This window comes from Metasolibacillus sp. (genome assembly GCF_025291715.1).
Lineage (GTDB): Bacteria > Bacillota > Bacilli > Bacillales_A > Planococcaceae > Metasolibacillus > Metasolibacillus louembei.
Genome location: NZ_JAMBIZ010000012.1, coordinates 50,685 through 67,711 on the forward strand (window position 1 = coordinate 50,685; position 17,027 = coordinate 67,711).

Annotated in this window: 8 protein-coding genes; 3 read left to right on the top strand and 5 right to left on the bottom strand. The window is 38.5% G+C overall.

The features are described from left to right. Positions 1-91 precede the first annotated feature (91 nt). Positions 92-1,939, bottom strand: coding sequence for an SLC13 family permease (locus M3Z76_RS09825; RefSeq protein WP_293926027.1), 1,848 nt, complete (start codon positions 1,937-1,939; stop codon positions 92-94). Positions 1,940-2,376: 437 nt separating this feature from the next. On the opposite strand from M3Z76_RS09825, the gene M3Z76_RS09830 reads away from it, so the two are divergent. Continuing rightward, complete coding sequence (locus M3Z76_RS09830) at positions 2,377-3,864, top strand: catalase (RefSeq protein WP_406601075.1); 1,488 nt, start codon at positions 2,377-2,379, stop codon at positions 3,862-3,864. A gap of 152 nt (positions 3,865-4,016) precedes the next feature. On the opposite strand, the gene M3Z76_RS09835 is transcribed toward M3Z76_RS09830, so the two are convergent. Both M3Z76_RS09835 and M3Z76_RS09840 read right to left on the bottom strand, forming a co-directional pair. Next, positions 4,017-4,946: an AEC family transporter gene (locus tag M3Z76_RS09835; protein ID WP_293926029.1), complete on the bottom strand. Its 930-nt coding sequence runs from the start codon at positions 4,944-4,946 to the stop codon at positions 4,017-4,019. Positions 4,947-5,048: 102 nt separating this feature from the next. Beyond that, on the bottom strand, positions 5,049-6,821 hold the full coding sequence (locus M3Z76_RS09840) for an S-layer homology domain-containing protein (protein WP_293926031.1): 1,773 nt from the start codon (positions 6,819-6,821) through the stop codon (positions 5,049-5,051). Between the two features lie 142 nt (positions 6,822-6,963). On the opposite strand from M3Z76_RS09840, the gene M3Z76_RS09845 reads away from it, so the two are divergent. Continuing rightward, positions 6,964-7,995, top strand: coding sequence for an S-layer homology domain-containing protein (locus tag M3Z76_RS09845; RefSeq protein ID WP_293926032.1), 1,032 nt, complete (start codon positions 6,964-6,966; stop codon positions 7,993-7,995). A 137-nt stretch (positions 7,996-8,132) separates the two neighbouring features. Then, complete coding sequence (locus tag M3Z76_RS09850) at positions 8,133-9,266, top strand: VanZ family protein (RefSeq protein ID WP_293926087.1); 1,134 nt, start codon at positions 8,133-8,135, stop codon at positions 9,264-9,266. Between the two features lie 668 nt (positions 9,267-9,934). Here M3Z76_RS09850 and M3Z76_RS09855 read toward each other — a convergent pair. Then, the gene (locus M3Z76_RS09855) at positions 9,935-11,887 is read right to left on the bottom strand and encodes a methyl-accepting chemotaxis protein (RefSeq protein ID WP_293926034.1); all 1,953 of its coding nucleotides are present in this window, start codon (positions 11,885-11,887) and stop codon (positions 9,935-9,937) included. 411 nt (positions 11,888-12,298) lie between these two features. Next, the gene (locus tag M3Z76_RS09860) at positions 12,299-16,672 is read right to left on the bottom strand and encodes an S-layer homology domain-containing protein (protein WP_293926036.1); all 4,374 of its coding nucleotides are present in this window, start codon (positions 16,670-16,672) and stop codon (positions 12,299-12,301) included. Positions 16,673-17,027 lie beyond the last annotated feature (355 nt).

A 17,027-nucleotide genomic window follows, 5' to 3' on the forward strand; every position in this document is an offset into this window, starting at 1 on the left:
CGCAAACTATTATACAGTAAAATTGGATGCAAATGGGATATATTTTCAACGTAAAAAGGCTACACCTTTACAAGAGGTGCAGCCTTCATTTTTAAAATGGGAATAGCAGTGGAATAGCAATCATCATGACAATAAACATAATAATTTGTAGTGGTACACCTACTCGCACGAAGTCCATAAACTTGTAGCCACCCGCTGTTAACACAAGCGAGTTTGTTGGTGACGCAATAGGTGTAGCAAATGCCATCCCCGCGGCGGCAGCTACAGCAATCATAAATGTATACGGATTTGCCTCCATCGTCATCGCTGCCGTCATCGCAATTGGCGCAAATAACACAGCCGTTGCCGTATTGCTGACAAATTGACCAAAAACAACCGTCAATAAATAAATACCGATTAAGACACCATATGGTCCATATTCCCCCAGCACACGAATGATTGCATCAGAAATGATAACCATCCCACCCGTTTTTTGTAGCGCCGTCGCCATTGGCAGCATTGCGGCTACAAGTACAATGCTCTCAAAATTCATTTTGCCATATGCATCATCCATATTGCGCAAGCAGCCTGTAATAATCATTAAAATAGCACCGATTAAAACCGAAATAACAGCATCGAACACCTCAAACACCATCAAACCGACCATTAATGCCATAATTGCCCCAGCAATCGGTGCTTTCCCTGTAGCAGCTGCTACACCCGCATGCTCACGCGGCTGCCCAATCACGACAACATCCTGTGTTTCACGCGATAATAAATCGATTTCCTCCCATGTTCCTTGTACTAAAATGGCATCCCCAAAGCGTAGCTTTTGCTCTGCCATATCCTGCAATATATAATCCCCTTTGCGGTTGATACCGATAATATTTAAATTATATTTTTTACGAAAGCCCATTTTGCTGACTGTTTCACCAATTAAACTTGATTGTGGTGTTAATAACACTTCTGCAACGCCAATCTTTTTTGAGATTAGCTCCTCAACATGCTCATCTGTCGTATAGTCAATCGTTAATCCATAATCAGCTGCGAAACGCTCTACATCCTCCTGCGTCCCTTGCACATAAAGGGCGTCATTTGGACGAATAACACTTGTCGGTCCTGCCATTTCTTGATATGTCACTGGCAGCAAATTAATCCCTTCTGTTGCACGACGTTGAATTTTCATAATGAAAATATGATAGCTTGCAGGTAGCTTCAACTCCGCCAGTCCCTGTCCAACAATGGAAGAAGCCTCGGGCACATTTACACAAAATAGCTTATCGTGCAAATCATATTCCTGCACTATTTTTTTGGGTGATAGCTTATAGCCTGCATTCGTTTGTAATCGCTTTTTATCATTTGGCAGCAGCTTATTGCGAATCAACACTAAATAAATAATCGCCGTAATCGTTGCAATAATACCGATTGGTGTAATCGTAAAGAAGCCTAGCTTGGCAAAACCATTTTCAACTAAAATTTGCGAAACAATTAAATTTGGTGGTGAAGCAATCAATGTCATAAGCCCTGACATACTCGCTATATAAGACAACGGCATTAAAAACTTCGAGGGGCTCGCTTGTATACTCATGGCAATGCTGACAACAATCGGTAGCATTAATGCGACTGTGCCTGTATTGCTCATAAATGCACCAACTGTTGCCACAATGACTAAAAGCAATATAAATAATTTGCGCTCGCTATTTCCCGACCATTTTAATAGTAAATTTCCTGCCATTCCTGCAAGCCCTGTGCGCAAAATTCCTGCACCTACGACAAACAATCCCGCAATCATAATAACAACCGAATTCGAAAAGCCTGCAAGTGCCTCAGGGGGTGTTAAAATGCCACAGACAACAAAAGTAAGCAATGCTAGCATGGCAACTAAATCCGCTCGAAAGCGATTCGTAACAAATAAAACTATTGTCGTAATTAAAATAATAAAGGTTAATGTTAACTGCATACACTGCGACTCCTTCGCGCTATAATTACCTTCTATTCTATAAGAAACCAACGAAAAGGTCGCCTATAGTTGTAATATGCCTTTAAAATGTCATATATTTTTTCAATTAGTATAAATCATTTTCAATCATATCGCTTTCTCTACATATTTAAGATGTGGATATAGGATTTTGTATCCATTACGCCTTGGTATAATTGCGTCGGGATTCAGTTAATGTTTGGACACCTACTGTAATGAAGGGCAATCTAAATATTCATCCCCCTTTTATAGAGGGGACTTATAGTGAATCATAATAAAACGTCTAAAATAATAGAATTTTCTGAACGTACGATAAATTACTTAAATAGAATTATTATAATTTAGTAGCAATTATGATGTAGATTTGGTATAGTTATAGACGAAAGGTTTTTAAAATATATTTAGGAGGTCTATTCACTATGACAATGGATAAACAACGCCGATTTACAACAGCTGGTGGTGCACCAGTAGTAAGCAACCATGACTCAATGTCTGCAGGGACACGCGGTCCACTATTATTACAAGACGTTTGGTTAATTGAAAAACTAGCAAACTTTAATCGTGAATTAATTCCTGAGCGCCGCATGCATGCAAAAGGCTCTGGTGCATTCGGAACATTTACTGTAACTCACGATATTACTAAATATACAAAAGCAAAAATCTTCTCTGAGATTGGAAAGAAAACAGAAATGTTCGCACGTTTCTCAACAGTAGCTGGTGAGCGTGGAGCAGCAGACGCTGAGCGCGATATTCGCGGCTTCGCTTTAAAATTTTATACAGAGGAAGGGAACTGGGATTTAGTTGGTAACAATACACCTGTATTCTTCTTCCGTGATCCATTACACTTTACAGATTTAAATCACGTTGTAAAACGTGACCCACGCACAAATATGCACAATGCAAATTCAAACTGGGATTTCTGGACTTCATTACCAGAAGCATTACATCAAGTAACAATTGTTATGTCTGACCGTGGTATTCCTAAAGGCTACCGTCATATGCATGGCTTCGGCTCTCACACATATGCAATGATTAATGCAGATAACGAGCGCGTATGGGTAAAATTCCACTTCCGCACAGAGCAAGGCATTGAAAACTTAACAGGTGCACAAGCCTCTGAAATTATTGGTAATGACCGCGAATCTTCACAACGCGACCTATACGAGGCAATCGAGCGTGGAGAGTTCCCTAAATGGAAAATGTACATTCAAGTAATGACAGAAAAAGAAGCACGTAAATTACCATACAACCCATTCGATTTAACAAAGGTTTGGTATAAAGGTGACTTCCCATTAATCCCTGTTGGTGAATTCGAATTAAACCGCAACCCTGACAACTACTTTGCAGAAGTAGAGCAAGCGGCATTCGCACCATCAAACATTGTTCCAGGTCTAAGCTTCTCACCAGACAGAATGCTACAAGCGCGTATTTTTGCATATGCAGATGCACAGCGCTACCGTCTAGGTGTAAACCATTATCAGCTACCTGTTAACGCACCAAAATGCCCATTCCGCACATTCCATCGTGATGGCGCAATGCGCTTTGATGGCAACTTAGGCTCAACATTAAGCTACGAGCCTAATAGCTATGGTGAGTGGGAGCACAATACAGAGCTAGCAGAGCCACATTTAGCGCTTGAAGGTGGTGCAGGAATTCACGACTTCCGTGAAGATGATAACCTTTACTTCGAGCAACCTGGTAAGCTATTCCGCCTAATGTCGGCTGAACAGCAACAGCGTTTATTTGAAACAACAGCTGCTGAAATGGCACCTGTTGAAGAATTCATTAAACGTCGCCATATTTTACACTGCTACTTAGCTGACCCAGCATATGGTGAAGGTGTAGCAAAAGCGATGGGCTTAACGTTAGATGGCATGGACTTAACAAATCCATATACAAAAAAATAATCACAATGAAAAGCTACCGAAAAGAGTAAACAAGCCTCTTTTCCGGCAGCTTTTGCTGTAATTACTTTTTTATTAATTATTGGCGGTGTTGTTTTGTTAAACTTCTCAAATAAGCCTAAAAGCCATCACGAAGCTTCATGATGGCCTTTTCATTACCCAAATAACATTTGCGACATATAGATAACAACCGTCACTGTTAAACAGCTAACAATCGTTGAAAATAACACCGTTTGTGCCGCTGTATCTGACTCCACATCATATTCGAGTGCTAAGCTTGAGCTATTGCGTGATGTTGGGAAAGCACTTGCAATTAAAAGCGACTGTGCAACAACACCATCCAACCCTAAAGCAAATATAACGAGCAGCGCAAGGGCAGGACCTACAATTAAACGAGTAAAGCAGCTAATAAAAATAACTTTGTTAAACATTGCACGCATTTCGATTTGGGAAATTTGCGCACCAAGTGTAATTAAGGCAATGGCAACAAAGCCCTCCGCCACATAGTTTAATGGGATATACAGTGGCTGCGGAATTGGTATATGCAGCATATTTAATAAAATTCCTAAAATTAATGCATAAATAATCGGCATTTTAAAGAAATCCTTCAAAATTTCCTTGCCTGATTTCGCTGTTGAAATTAAATTATACAAGCCATATGTATAGGTCGTAACATTTTGGAAAATAACCATAATCACTTGAATTGCCACGCCGATTGGCTGTGTTGCAAAAATCATTTGTGCTACAGGTATACCGTAGTTACCAGAGTTAATGAGGACAACGCTATTTTTAAAAATAGCCGCCTCCTGCTTGGGTAAACGTAGCAGCTTCGCAATCAGATGACTTAACAGCATTTGCGAGCCAATAAAAAACAGTATGAACAGTGCGACTTGCCCAATTAAACTAAGTTGAACAGCCGTTTCATACAAATTTAGCAGCACTGCTGCTGGCATAAAGCAATATGTAATAAGCTGTGACATCGCCTTTAAATTAAAGGAAAACTTCTTTTGCAGTATTCCCCCAATAAATAGCAAGACTAAAATAGGCGTAACAATATTGAAAAAAATCATTGATAAATAGTGCATCCATCTCTCTCCTTCTCACCCATTACACCTCGGTATAATTTTTTCAAGCATAGCTGAAAAAAAGGCGTTGAAAAGGATTTCCCTTTCCCAACACCTCCCTTTCTAAAGTAGCCCACCTAGCTCCATCGTGATATATAATATTCTCGCCATCTCAGAGCGTGTTAAAGTGGCATTTGGACGAAATTCGCCATTTATGCTCGGTGTAAAAATATCCAATGTATCCATTAATGCGATGCTCTTTTGCTCTGCCTCTGTTAGCATATAGACATCTTTATAATGCAAATTCCCTGCTTTAGATATTTGGTATACATCTACCCCTAAATAATCTAAATAGCGATCTAAAATAACTGCTGCTTGTTGGCGCGTCATTTGTCCATTCGCATTATAATAAACTCTCCCCGAGCCTGGCATAATACCTTTTTCATGTAATGCCTGTACTTCTTTTACATAGGCTTTGCCACGTACATCATTAAATGGTGTTGGGCTTGAAGAGGATAAATTAGCTGCTCTCGCTAGCATTACTGCAAAATCTGCACGTGTTACAGATTTCGTTGGTAAATAGCTGCTGCCAGAAGCTCCTGTTAAAATGCCTCTTTTCCCTAGCTCATTAATATAAAAGGCATTTGGATCACTAGCAATATCAGAATAATTTGCCTCAGAGTCAATTGCTGAAGCAACAAAATCTCCAGGCGTTTTCGTTTTCACAACAAAGGCATCATTTTTAATTGTTAGCGGTACACGAGTTCGCTTTAATTTACCCTCTGTTTGATAAATAATTGCATTTGTAGATGCCTTTAACTCCTTTTTCGGAATCGTGATTTCTAAATAATCTCTAAAGGTAATATCATTCCCACGCGATTTTACGGACAGATGGAATTTATCATTTTCAATTGTCAACGCCACAGCTACTGTGCCACTATATCCCTTTAAATCAGTAATAGGTAATTTAACATTCACACCGTTCGATGCTGTAATCGTAATTGGCTCCTGCTGATAATAAATAATATCAGATGGAATATAGGCAAATAATTCATCACCACTTCGCACAAATTGCAAATCCGTACTACCAGGTACTATCGTTCCAAATTCATTATCTGGAATATATTTTAACGACACTGGGTCACTTGTACCCTGCGAGTCGACAATCCCTGTTAAATCCTCCTGCTTTGTATTCGGATGTGTAGGCTGCTTCGGTGGACCTGATGGGTTTTTGCCATACGCCTGTTCTAGTCTTTCTAGCTTCGATAATGTCGTCACATACTGCTTCGCCTCGTAAGAAAGGCGATTATAATAGGAACGGGCATTTGCTAACACTGTACCAGAGGACTGTCGCGTTACATTTGCCATATATCGGTCAAAGGCTGCAGCACTCGCCTTTGCCGCTGCAATAGCAGCCTCCTCTTTTGCAATTTCCTGTAATAGCTTTATTAAATAATTATAGCTTGAATTCGATACGCGATTTTTCGCTGCAACAGATAAGTTATCATAGGCACTTTTGGCTGCAAACACTTCCTCTTTTGAAGAGCTATATGTTAAGCGATTAATCATTGCCTCAACAGCCCAAGCATCTTCCTTCGCCTTTTTCTCCGCTTGCTCCTGCTCCCTTTGTATGCGCGCTTCTGCCGCTATTAATATATTAAACACTGCTGGTGTAATAAGTTTCTGCGCTTCTGCTGACAGTGCATTGTAAGCTTGACGTACCTCTCTTACTTGCTGCTCTGTAGAGCTACTTGTTAATGCTTTTATTTTTGTCTCTACTGCGGCAGCTGCTTGTTTTTCTGCATCCGACGCATCAGCAGCATAGCTAACAGGAGCTGCAACTAAAGATACCGAGGCAGATAATAGCAATGCTTGTGCAAACCGATTGTTTTTCATTTTTTCCCCTCCGAGCTACAATATATCTTAATTACAATTATAAACAAAAATACTAAAAAGACATAGGACAAATTCCATCTTGAAATTTTTCACAATATCCGTCTACACTATAAGTAAGAATTTTTTGGAAGGAGGAATTTTCTTGCTTCGATCTATTTTTAACATTTTTGTCGTTATCTCATGCTTTTTTATGTTAACGACTTTACATGCAGAGGCGGCAGGCTTTAAAGATGTATCAAAAGACCATTTCGCTTATAAAGCGGTGCTTTGGGCACAAAAATACGAGATTATTAATGGCTATAGTGATGGCACATTTAAGCCAAACGAAGTCATTACAGAGCAGCAATTCGCTAAACTGTTAACGAACTATTTTGAGCTAGATGTCGCAGAGGACGAGCTAAAAAAGCAAACAGCTCAAGAAAACTGGTCTGATGTATTTTACGACTCATTAGCAAGCTATGGTGTGCCATTAAATGGCTATTTGCATAATGGGGTTCGTTCTCAGCCTGTTAAGCGCGGTGTCGTCGCACAAGCAATTGCCCACTTAGCAGATGGCAAGCATAACTTAAATGGCTCCATTGAATTTTTGCTTGAGCATGCAATCTCAACAGGACAAAATCCAAAATACGAAAACAGCGATTTACAAAAATTTTTCGGTACAAAGAATAATATGACACGTGCTCAAGTAGTTACACTACTTTATCGTATGGATTCGATGGATTTCTACTATATCTCTGATGATGCAGATACGATTCACGAAAATGCCAATAATCTTTCATTGAATGAACGAGCAGTACAAGCAAAAAAACAGCTAGATAGCTCCCTTCAGCAAGGACCTTCAAGCAATAATATTTGGCAGGGCAACTATAGTTATATTTATCAATGGGGCAAAGGGGCATATGAGCGTAACGCACGCTATGTAACTATTTCCAATGCAACAAGTAAGGACTTTTATGTCAAGCTTTCCGCCTACGATGGCAAATATGAAGGAACAACAGAGGGCTATGCCGTTATCACCTCTGCTAAAAAAGCAATTATGCAGGAATCTGTTAAAGGAAACCGCTGTATTATCGAGTTTGAGCATTTAAACAATGCGATAAAAGTGACAGAAATCGATTGTGGGGCAGAACGCACAAATGGCACAAATTTCTCTGGCACATTGCGGAAGCAATAATTTAAGTGCATGGGATCAAGCTTTCGACTTGATTTCATGTGCTTTATATTTTTTATGGGAATTCCTCCTCCTTGCATACTTCTCACCCTTTAATTCAATATATAATTAACATACTTTGAAACGAGGTACAGCATTTGATGAGTACTTATACAGGCCCTATTTTTGTCGCAGCCTTAGCTTTCGTTATGCTAGCTTTTGTCATTTGGATTCCTTGGCTTATTTACACATATCGAAAATATGGCTTTTTATCAATTTCCAAAACGATTATTGTCTTTAGCTTTATATTTTACTTTTTAGCAGCGCTTTTTTTAGTATTACTACCATTGCCTGAAACAACAAATACATGTGCAATGCAAAAGCCAGACACACAATTTTTCAACTTGCGTCCATTTCAATTTGTACAGGATATTGTATATAAAACCGACATTGCTTTGAAAAATCCTGCAACATGGGCAGCAATTATTAAGCAGCCTGCCTTTTATCAAGCCTTTTTCAACTTTTTACTGCTAATGCCCTTCGGTGTTTATTTGCGCTATTTCTTCAAGGAACGTAAATATTGGAATCACGCATTTTTATTAGGGCTTGGACTCACTTTATTTTATGAGGTTACACAAGTAACAGGCATTTATGGTATTTACAACTGCCCATACCGCATTTTCGATGTCGATGACCTACTGCTTAATAGTACAGGCTCATTGCTCGGTTTTTTCATCGCCCCTGTCATTTGGGCGTTATTCCCAAAGCATAAAGATGTCATAAAGCATGGACAAGAAATGATGGCACAATATACTATAACACCGCTACAAATACTTTTAGCTGTCATTGTCGACTTAGCACTTATTTCTGTAAGCAATATGGCGCTAAGCTTTATAGCAATTCCACAATTCTTTATCCAAACAGCACTTTATGTAATTATTTTTGCAATTATTCCGTTGCTCTTACGTGGAGAAACGTTAGGCATGATGCTGTTAAAAATTCGAATAGTTGATGAAAAGAAAGAAGCTTTTTCCGCTATCGGCATTGTTCGCCGATTTGCCGCAATTTACAGCACTTATTTAGTGTTCAAGGGATTAAGCATTGTAAGTCATATCGAGCTAAATATGGATTCACCTTTTTATATTTATCAAGTATTCATCTCACTCGGCTCCTTTGTAGTATCAGCCATACTTGCACTTATTTTAGGTATCCATGTACTACGTTTCTTCCTAGCTCGAGGGAAAAGCCGATTGTACTTTGATACTGTGGGGAAGTGTGTTGTGAGGAGGAAGTAATAAACATATGAGGCATGTCTAAAAAAGTAATACTTTTCAGGCATGCCTCAAATTACTAGCAAACCTAAAGGGTCTGTTCATATTTAGAAGCATTTCAAAGTGTATAATATAACTATAGAAGGGAGCGTCCTTAATGAAACAAATTCATTTAAACTCACCTGAATTTAATCGTGTGCTAAAAAATTTACAATTTAAAACCTTTCTTTATTCCCTGCTATTCAAAAAAGGGTCATTGAACTTTTAAATGCACGTAAGCCACTTACACCGAATATTATTAAGGAAGCCCTTAGAATTGAATAAATATAATCAACATCTATACAAAAATTATGATATTCAATTTATTTGAAATCACTAATTATTTTCAATAAAATCCCACAAGAACGTTGTCTTGCGGGATTTCTTTTTCTATTAAAGCTGACAAATACTCCCGCTCTCACGCAGATACTTAAAACATCCACTTTTTCGCCACTGCCTGCGGTATCTCATTTCCTCAAACCTTTTACATACTCTGGAACGCCAAATAGTGAATCATGAACTGGCGTGGATATAAACTGCATACAATCTTCATAAATATTTCATTAAGCCCAAGCAATGTTCATGCAAAAATATTCCTATGCCTGCTTTTCTTTATATTTTTGTGAGTATCGTTGAATAACCTTAGCTATTTATCAATATTTAAACTGCCCCATATACTCGCGTAATGCATCAGCCGTATTTTGTAAAACTTTCGCTGCTGCTGCTATTTCATGCATGGACGCTAAAGTTTGCTCTGTGGATGCTGCAACTTCCTCCGATGCTGCAGCATTCGATTTCGCATGATCAGATAGCTCAAGCGCTGTCGCTGACACTTCTTCAACTACTGCTGAAATTTCCTCAGAAGCTGCTGAAACACTTTCAATTTTTGGTGCAATATTTTGTAAGCTTTCTACAATGTTAATAAATTTCTCTTTTGTTTGCTCCGTTAATTGCAAGCCTTGCTCTACATCTGTTGTTGCTTTTTCCATCGCTTGGACAGATTGCGCCGTATCCTGCTGGATAGCTACAATTAGCTCTGAAATTTGGTTTGTTGATTGCAATGATTGCTCAGCTAGCTTACGCACTTCATCCGCAACAACGGCAAAGCCTTTACCATGCTCGCCCGCTCTTGCTGCTTCAATAGCTGCATTTAATGCTAATAAATTCGTTTGATCTGAAATCGCTGTAATGATTTCCAAAATCGAGCCGATTTCCTTTGTGCGCTCATATAATGAATTAATCGTTTTATCCGATTGCGCAACAGAGGTATGAATTGATTGCATCTGACTAGATGTATGCTGCACAGCTTGTCCACCTTCATCCGCTAGTTGCATCGCATAGCCGGATAAATCTGATACTTGCATTGTACTATCTGTTACTTCTACAATTCCTTTTGCTACTTCTTCAATCGAAATTGCATTTTGCTCAATGCCTTCTGTTTGCTTTTCTGTACTACTCGCTACTTCCTGCATCGCATCTGATACTTGCTCAGAGGCAGCAATGTTTTCACTTGTACTTATCGTTAAATTTTGTGCATACACTTGTACTTGCTCTGTGCTTTGCTCTACATGCTTTAATAGACGCTTTAAGCTAAGCTTCATCGATACGAAGGCTTCGGCAAGCTGCCCAATTTCATCCTTTGTATGAATATCGATAAATGTCGTTAAATCACCTTCACTAATTTTCACAGCATTCGCTTGTAGCTCTTTAATCGGACGAACGATAGAACGAATCATTAGTAGTACAAATGCACCACCTACAACAATAGCAATTGCCACAATAATGATAATGACCGTTAATGTTTTACCAGCTGATTTTGTCGCCTCTGCTGTAAACATTGTACCGAGCATTTTCCAGCCAGTTAATTCATTCGTTCCAAACAAAATATGGCGATCCTTTTCTTTAATAATGCCCGTATTTTGTGCATAAACATCTTCTATATAATTTCCCTCTGCCTGTGTACCACTTTCTTTATCTTGCTCAACAATGTATAGCTGCTGGCTATCCAATAAAGAAGCAAAGCCTGTTTCGCCAATTTTTATACTATTGGCAATATCCCCTAGCACCGCAATATTTAAATCTAATGCCATGACACCCGAGTTATCTGTCATTGCCTTCGACAGCGTAACGACAACATTCCCGCTTGATGCTGAAATATATGGCGGTGAAATCGCTACTCCATTCTTGTTATTCATTGCTGCCTCATACCAATCTCTCATGCGCGGATCATAGCCACTCGGCACTTCCTCAATCGGTGTAGCAATCATTTGCCCGTCCTCCGTACCAACATAAAGCAGCTCCGCTTCTGGATGCACATTCACATATTCATCCAGCAGGGCTCGTAGCTCCTCGCGCTTCTCTTGTTGGAAGGAAGCCGCCTTGAACTTGTTCGCAAAATACTCAACATCATATATTTTTGGTGCAATCATATTCGTAATATTTGTATCCAGCATGCGCACACTTTCTTCAGCACTCGATTGCTGCTCTACTAAAATTTGCTGCTTCGCACTTTGATACGCCACCGCTCCAATAACAAATGATGGGATTAAAAGAATTAATAAAAATGAAAAAATTAGCTTTTTTCTAATGCTTACTCGCTTGAACATTATAGCCTCTCCTTAAATTACACCCACAATGATTAAAGAAATTTCTCCCTCTATTTCTTTAATATATTCATGAAAATAAGCATTGTTTAAAAGATTTTGGAAATATATACAAGATTAATTAGATGCCAGTTGCGTTGATTAACTAAGTGTAGCTGTTATTATCAGACATATTTTATAAAAAGCCTTTAGACGAAGGTCTTCACTTGTTAGTTGGAACAAAAGAGGCAACTCCAATAGAAATACGCAAGTTGGAAATCTATTTTTTTCGGCAATCAACTGAACAAAATAATTTAAAGCTGGACCTGCAGAAAGTGCCCTTTGCGTCATAATCTTCTAGTAAAAGAAACACACCTCAGAATAGAGGTGCTTTCTTAAACGTTTTATAGAAAGTTAAAATTCCCTTTTTATATTTTAAGGATTTAAACCAATACCATCACCCAGTTTTCTATATTTAACTGCTGGATTATCACGGTCTACTGCCCAAACAATATTGCCAAAACGATCTACTGTGAAAATGAAGAAATTATTTCCTCTAGTAAATACAGGGTTGTTTGTACCTACTGCTTTTGGAGCCTCTAAATTCAATGTAAATTGCTTCTCTGCTGCCGATGCAGCCACTAAATCTCCTGAACCATATGCTAATATCGTATTATTTGGTGTGTTAGGATTATTCACCAAATTGATCACAGTTTGTGCATCAATATCTGTTGCGCTACCTGTGACTGCGTAGTAATAACGTTGTTTATATGATAAATCAGCATCTACATAGACAACAGTACGCATTGTTTTCGACGCTGGTACACTTGGTGTACCAATATTTGTACCCGTAACAATCGCATCGTAGATCTCGTTTGAAATCAGTCCTGGGTAAACGTAATGTCCAAAGTCCTCGAGATTAAACGCATTTTGTCCTTGATAGTCATAAGCATTTGGCATATCTTTCATCTTAATTGTAATCGTTTTATCCAATGTGCCACTTGCAGTCGGTTTAAATACTAATTTACTTTGACTAGTTGTACTTGTACCAACTGTATAGCTGACAAATTCATATTCAGACGTAATTGGATTACCAGCACTATTTGTTATATCTAAAATTGTTGATAAATCAAATGTCCCTGAAGCGGGTATAGATGATTTATTCAAGTCTGCGCTTGGTACACCTGAAATATTACCTGTATATTTTTGACGCATAATCGCTTCACTAAATGTAATTGTAAATGTCCCATCTGTATTACGATAAATTAGTTGGTCTACAATATGAGGTTTTGTACCATCTGAATAAAATTCTTGCCACATCACAGAACCATTTGGCTGATTTAAGTCTGATGGTGGGTTTGTAGCATTCATACTGTAAACAGTGAAGTTGCCATGTGTATCTTTCACTCCCATATAAAGAACATACTCTCGATGGGCAGTTAAGTTACGAATTGTTATATTATTATCACCACTTACCATCTGTGAATCGTTAACACCACCAATTGATTTAAATGCGGCTTCTCGTTCAGCATTTGATTGACTTGAGTTTGTTGTACCTTCAATTGGCTTTAAATTACCATTCGTATCATAAATTAATGGGTTAAGCTTCATTGTGCCCATAGTCGCATCATCTACTACCCATTTTTCAATTGCTTTGTAAAATACAGTTCCTGCCTCAAGTGAGTGGAAGGATAGAGTAGCCTCTCTATCACGGCGGTTTGCTGGTACATTGTCTCCACCAACTGGTGTTACTTTAATACTATCTGGATATACTAATGGTGGCTTTGTATCAGCAATAATTTCTTTACGTACAATTTTAGATAGCTTACCTGAACGGTCACGCAAAACCATAAACACATCATATGTTGTAAATGGATCTAACCTTAACGAAGATAGGTCAATGTTGAAATCCTGCTTACCTACCTCCGTAGGTATAGCATCTTTCAAACCACCAATATAAATTTTTCCACTATCAGATGTTGTTGTATCAAATTTACCAGATGGTCTTGCCCCAAACTCATTATAGAAATCTTGTTCGTCAATACCCAGTGCCGCTAGATCTGTTGTATTTGGCATAATTAAGTAGTATGTTAAACCTGCTTTATTTGCTTCGTACTCTACTTTTGCCAAGTCACTACCTGCATTCTTTGTAATATCAATATTTTTAATTACAGGTTCTACTGCATCTGTATGTGTATACGTCGCATAGTTTCGTGGTGGAACAGTTGAATTAGGTGGTAATGTATTTAAATTTTCAAAGTCTAAGTTTGCTAAATCTTTTACTCCTGGTAACACTGTAACCCTCAATGTATCTCCATTAACAAAACCTGTTTGTGAAGGAATTGTTAGTAGTATACGTGGTCTATTCCCATTTTCTTGATATTCAACCTTTGATGGCTTAATTGTTTGTTGCCCATCTATATTAATGATGACAGAGCCTGATAAATTATAGTTCTCAACATTATTCGCTGTTTCAGGATCTAGTCGTTCATTTACATACAAATAGAATTGGTTATCGTTATAACGTACTAGCTCTGGGTTGGATACATATGGATGAACATTATCAATTGCTGATGTCGTTACTGTTGCTTTTGCAGGCGGGTTCTCTGAAATGTTTCCTGACTTATCAATCATTACAACATAAATTTGATACTCTGTATTCGCTTCTCTTTCAGCAATAATTTGTTCGACTTTACTTCTTGAAGTAGCTGTACCTTTCCCCGTATGATCTCTAATAATATCCGCTGTTGTCGGGTCTGGAGCTGTTGTTGCTCGACGAATGTAGTAGTAATAGTCCCCTGGCTCAGATGGTGTGAAGGAGAATTTCACACGCTGACCACCATGCATTGGTTCAGCAGTCAAATTGCCTACACGTGGCGGCGTGCCGTCCTTCGTCGTGAAGTCATATTCTACCTTCTCCGAAGCATTCCCTGCATTATCGACAACAACTAAATATAAAACATACTCTGTTTCTTCATCTAGGCCTGTAATTGTGAAAGATGTTGGTGTATTTGCTTTGACTGTACCGCGCTTTTCTGCATTTTGCTGTAAAATTTCACGTATCGTCGGTGCCTTCTTAGTTGCTTCTAATGCAACCCAATAATACGTTCCATCCTCATTCGACGTAAACGTAGCAGTTGCCGTAACACCCGCTGTATCTACCGAGGTGATTGTTGCAACTGGACGCGTTTCATCTGGGATCTCCTTGTCCTCTTCTTCACGGTCAATAGGCTTGCCATCAGGGTCTGTAATATTGCCCATTTTATCGTCATCGTTTTCGAAGTCATCGAAAATTTGGTTTGGCTTTTTGTCCTTTGGTAAAACAACGCGATCAATATAAACATGCTCACCTAAATCAATCCAGCCTGAGCTATTATCTACATATAAGAAGTCGATAAAGCTATCTGTATTAAGGTAGACGCTTTTCTCATTGTTTTTATAGATTGTTTCAATATTGTGCACACCGTAAAGGACTAAGTTGCGAGCTGTTTCGATATACATTGTTGTCATATCCGCATATATTTCTACTTGCTCTGCATCACGTGCAATCGTTACACGACTTAACGTATCGTCAGCTGATACAAATGTATAGTTACGTTCAATGAATAGATTTGATACATATGCATCCTCAAAGTCTACGTAACCGTCTGCTTTGCTCATACGTGCTGAGTAACGTGTATTTGGCTTAGCGTTTTTATCTGGTACAGGCTTTAATACTTCATTATCTTTTGGATTTAAATAGCCATCGTCATCTGGTACATTCGGCTGTGACCAATCGATAAAGCCTACACCTGAAATGCTTGCAACATTTAGGCTTTCGATGCGCTGTGTGTAATCAGCCAACGTTTTACGTGGCACCTCAGCAATCGTTGTGCGACCATTTAGCTTCATATTTTTCACACGTAAATAAGTACCGTTAATTGTTAAATTGCCATTAAAGTTTACACCACCGCCATCTAATGCGATTAGACGGTTTGCTGTACCAGAGGCATTTAACGTTAGCTCACGAATGCCTGTTAATGTTTTTCCACTAAACGTTCCATCAATAACAGCACCCTTTAATGCGGCTGCATTTCCTTCATTAACAAAAGCCTTTAGTGACGAGCCAATTGTGTACTGGACACCGTTAATGTAAATGACATCCCCACGAATATCGCCCACTTTATAAGATGGATTACCTTTGTCTGCCTTTTCTGCGCGCCAAATAAATGTCGCTAGCTGTGCTCGCGTCACTGTGCCAAATGGCTCAAAAGTATTCGCAGTTGTACCCTTTGCGATATTTAAATTATATAAGGTTTGAATATATGCTTCATTTGCATTTTGACTTGTTACATCTTTAAAGTTGTGATTAATCTTTGACGCCACTTCAAGCTGGAAGCCAAGTGTAAGGGCTTTTGCAATTTGACCACGTGTAATTAATTCATTCGGCTTGAATGATTTATCATTAAAGCCATCAATTACGCCTTCATTGGCAATCGCTGCAATGTATGCATAGTACGGGTGCGATTGTGGTACGTCTTTAAAGCCTGGATTTTGTTGGCGTGCGATATTTAATCCCATTGCAATCGCAAGAGCTTTTGCTGCCTCACCTCTAGTCACAGCCTCGCTTGGTCTGAACGTGCCATCGCTATAGCCGCTTATCACACCACGGTTCACTAAATCTAATACTGGTTTATAATAATCCGCATTGGGATTTAAATCTTTAAATACATATGCATTTGCTGCTGGTGGCAATGCAACAAGAATACCGCTAGATGCTAAAACTGTCGCAACTGCTGCTTTGCTTAATTTTTTATATTTATTTTTCATATGCCCCTCCTTATAATATAGAAAAAGAAATCTATAATATTATTATCGGCTATAAAAGTTATACATTCATAGAAGAACATAAAAAATGCAGCTGACTTTACATAATCACAAATCATTTGAATATTTTGTCGATAAATGATAGAATTTCTCTAAAAATAAAGTCCTTTCTACTCACATTTCCTTTTACTTTATCAATTACATATCTCAAATATAAAACTATCTTCTTATTGCATAAATAATCGGCACTTATATTCACACCTTTTCCACTATAGTAGAGACAAGCTTTTCATAGTAGTATTGTTGTTAAATAATGTGCTTTATGATGTGAATGTATTGTTTTACCCCTCTTATAATT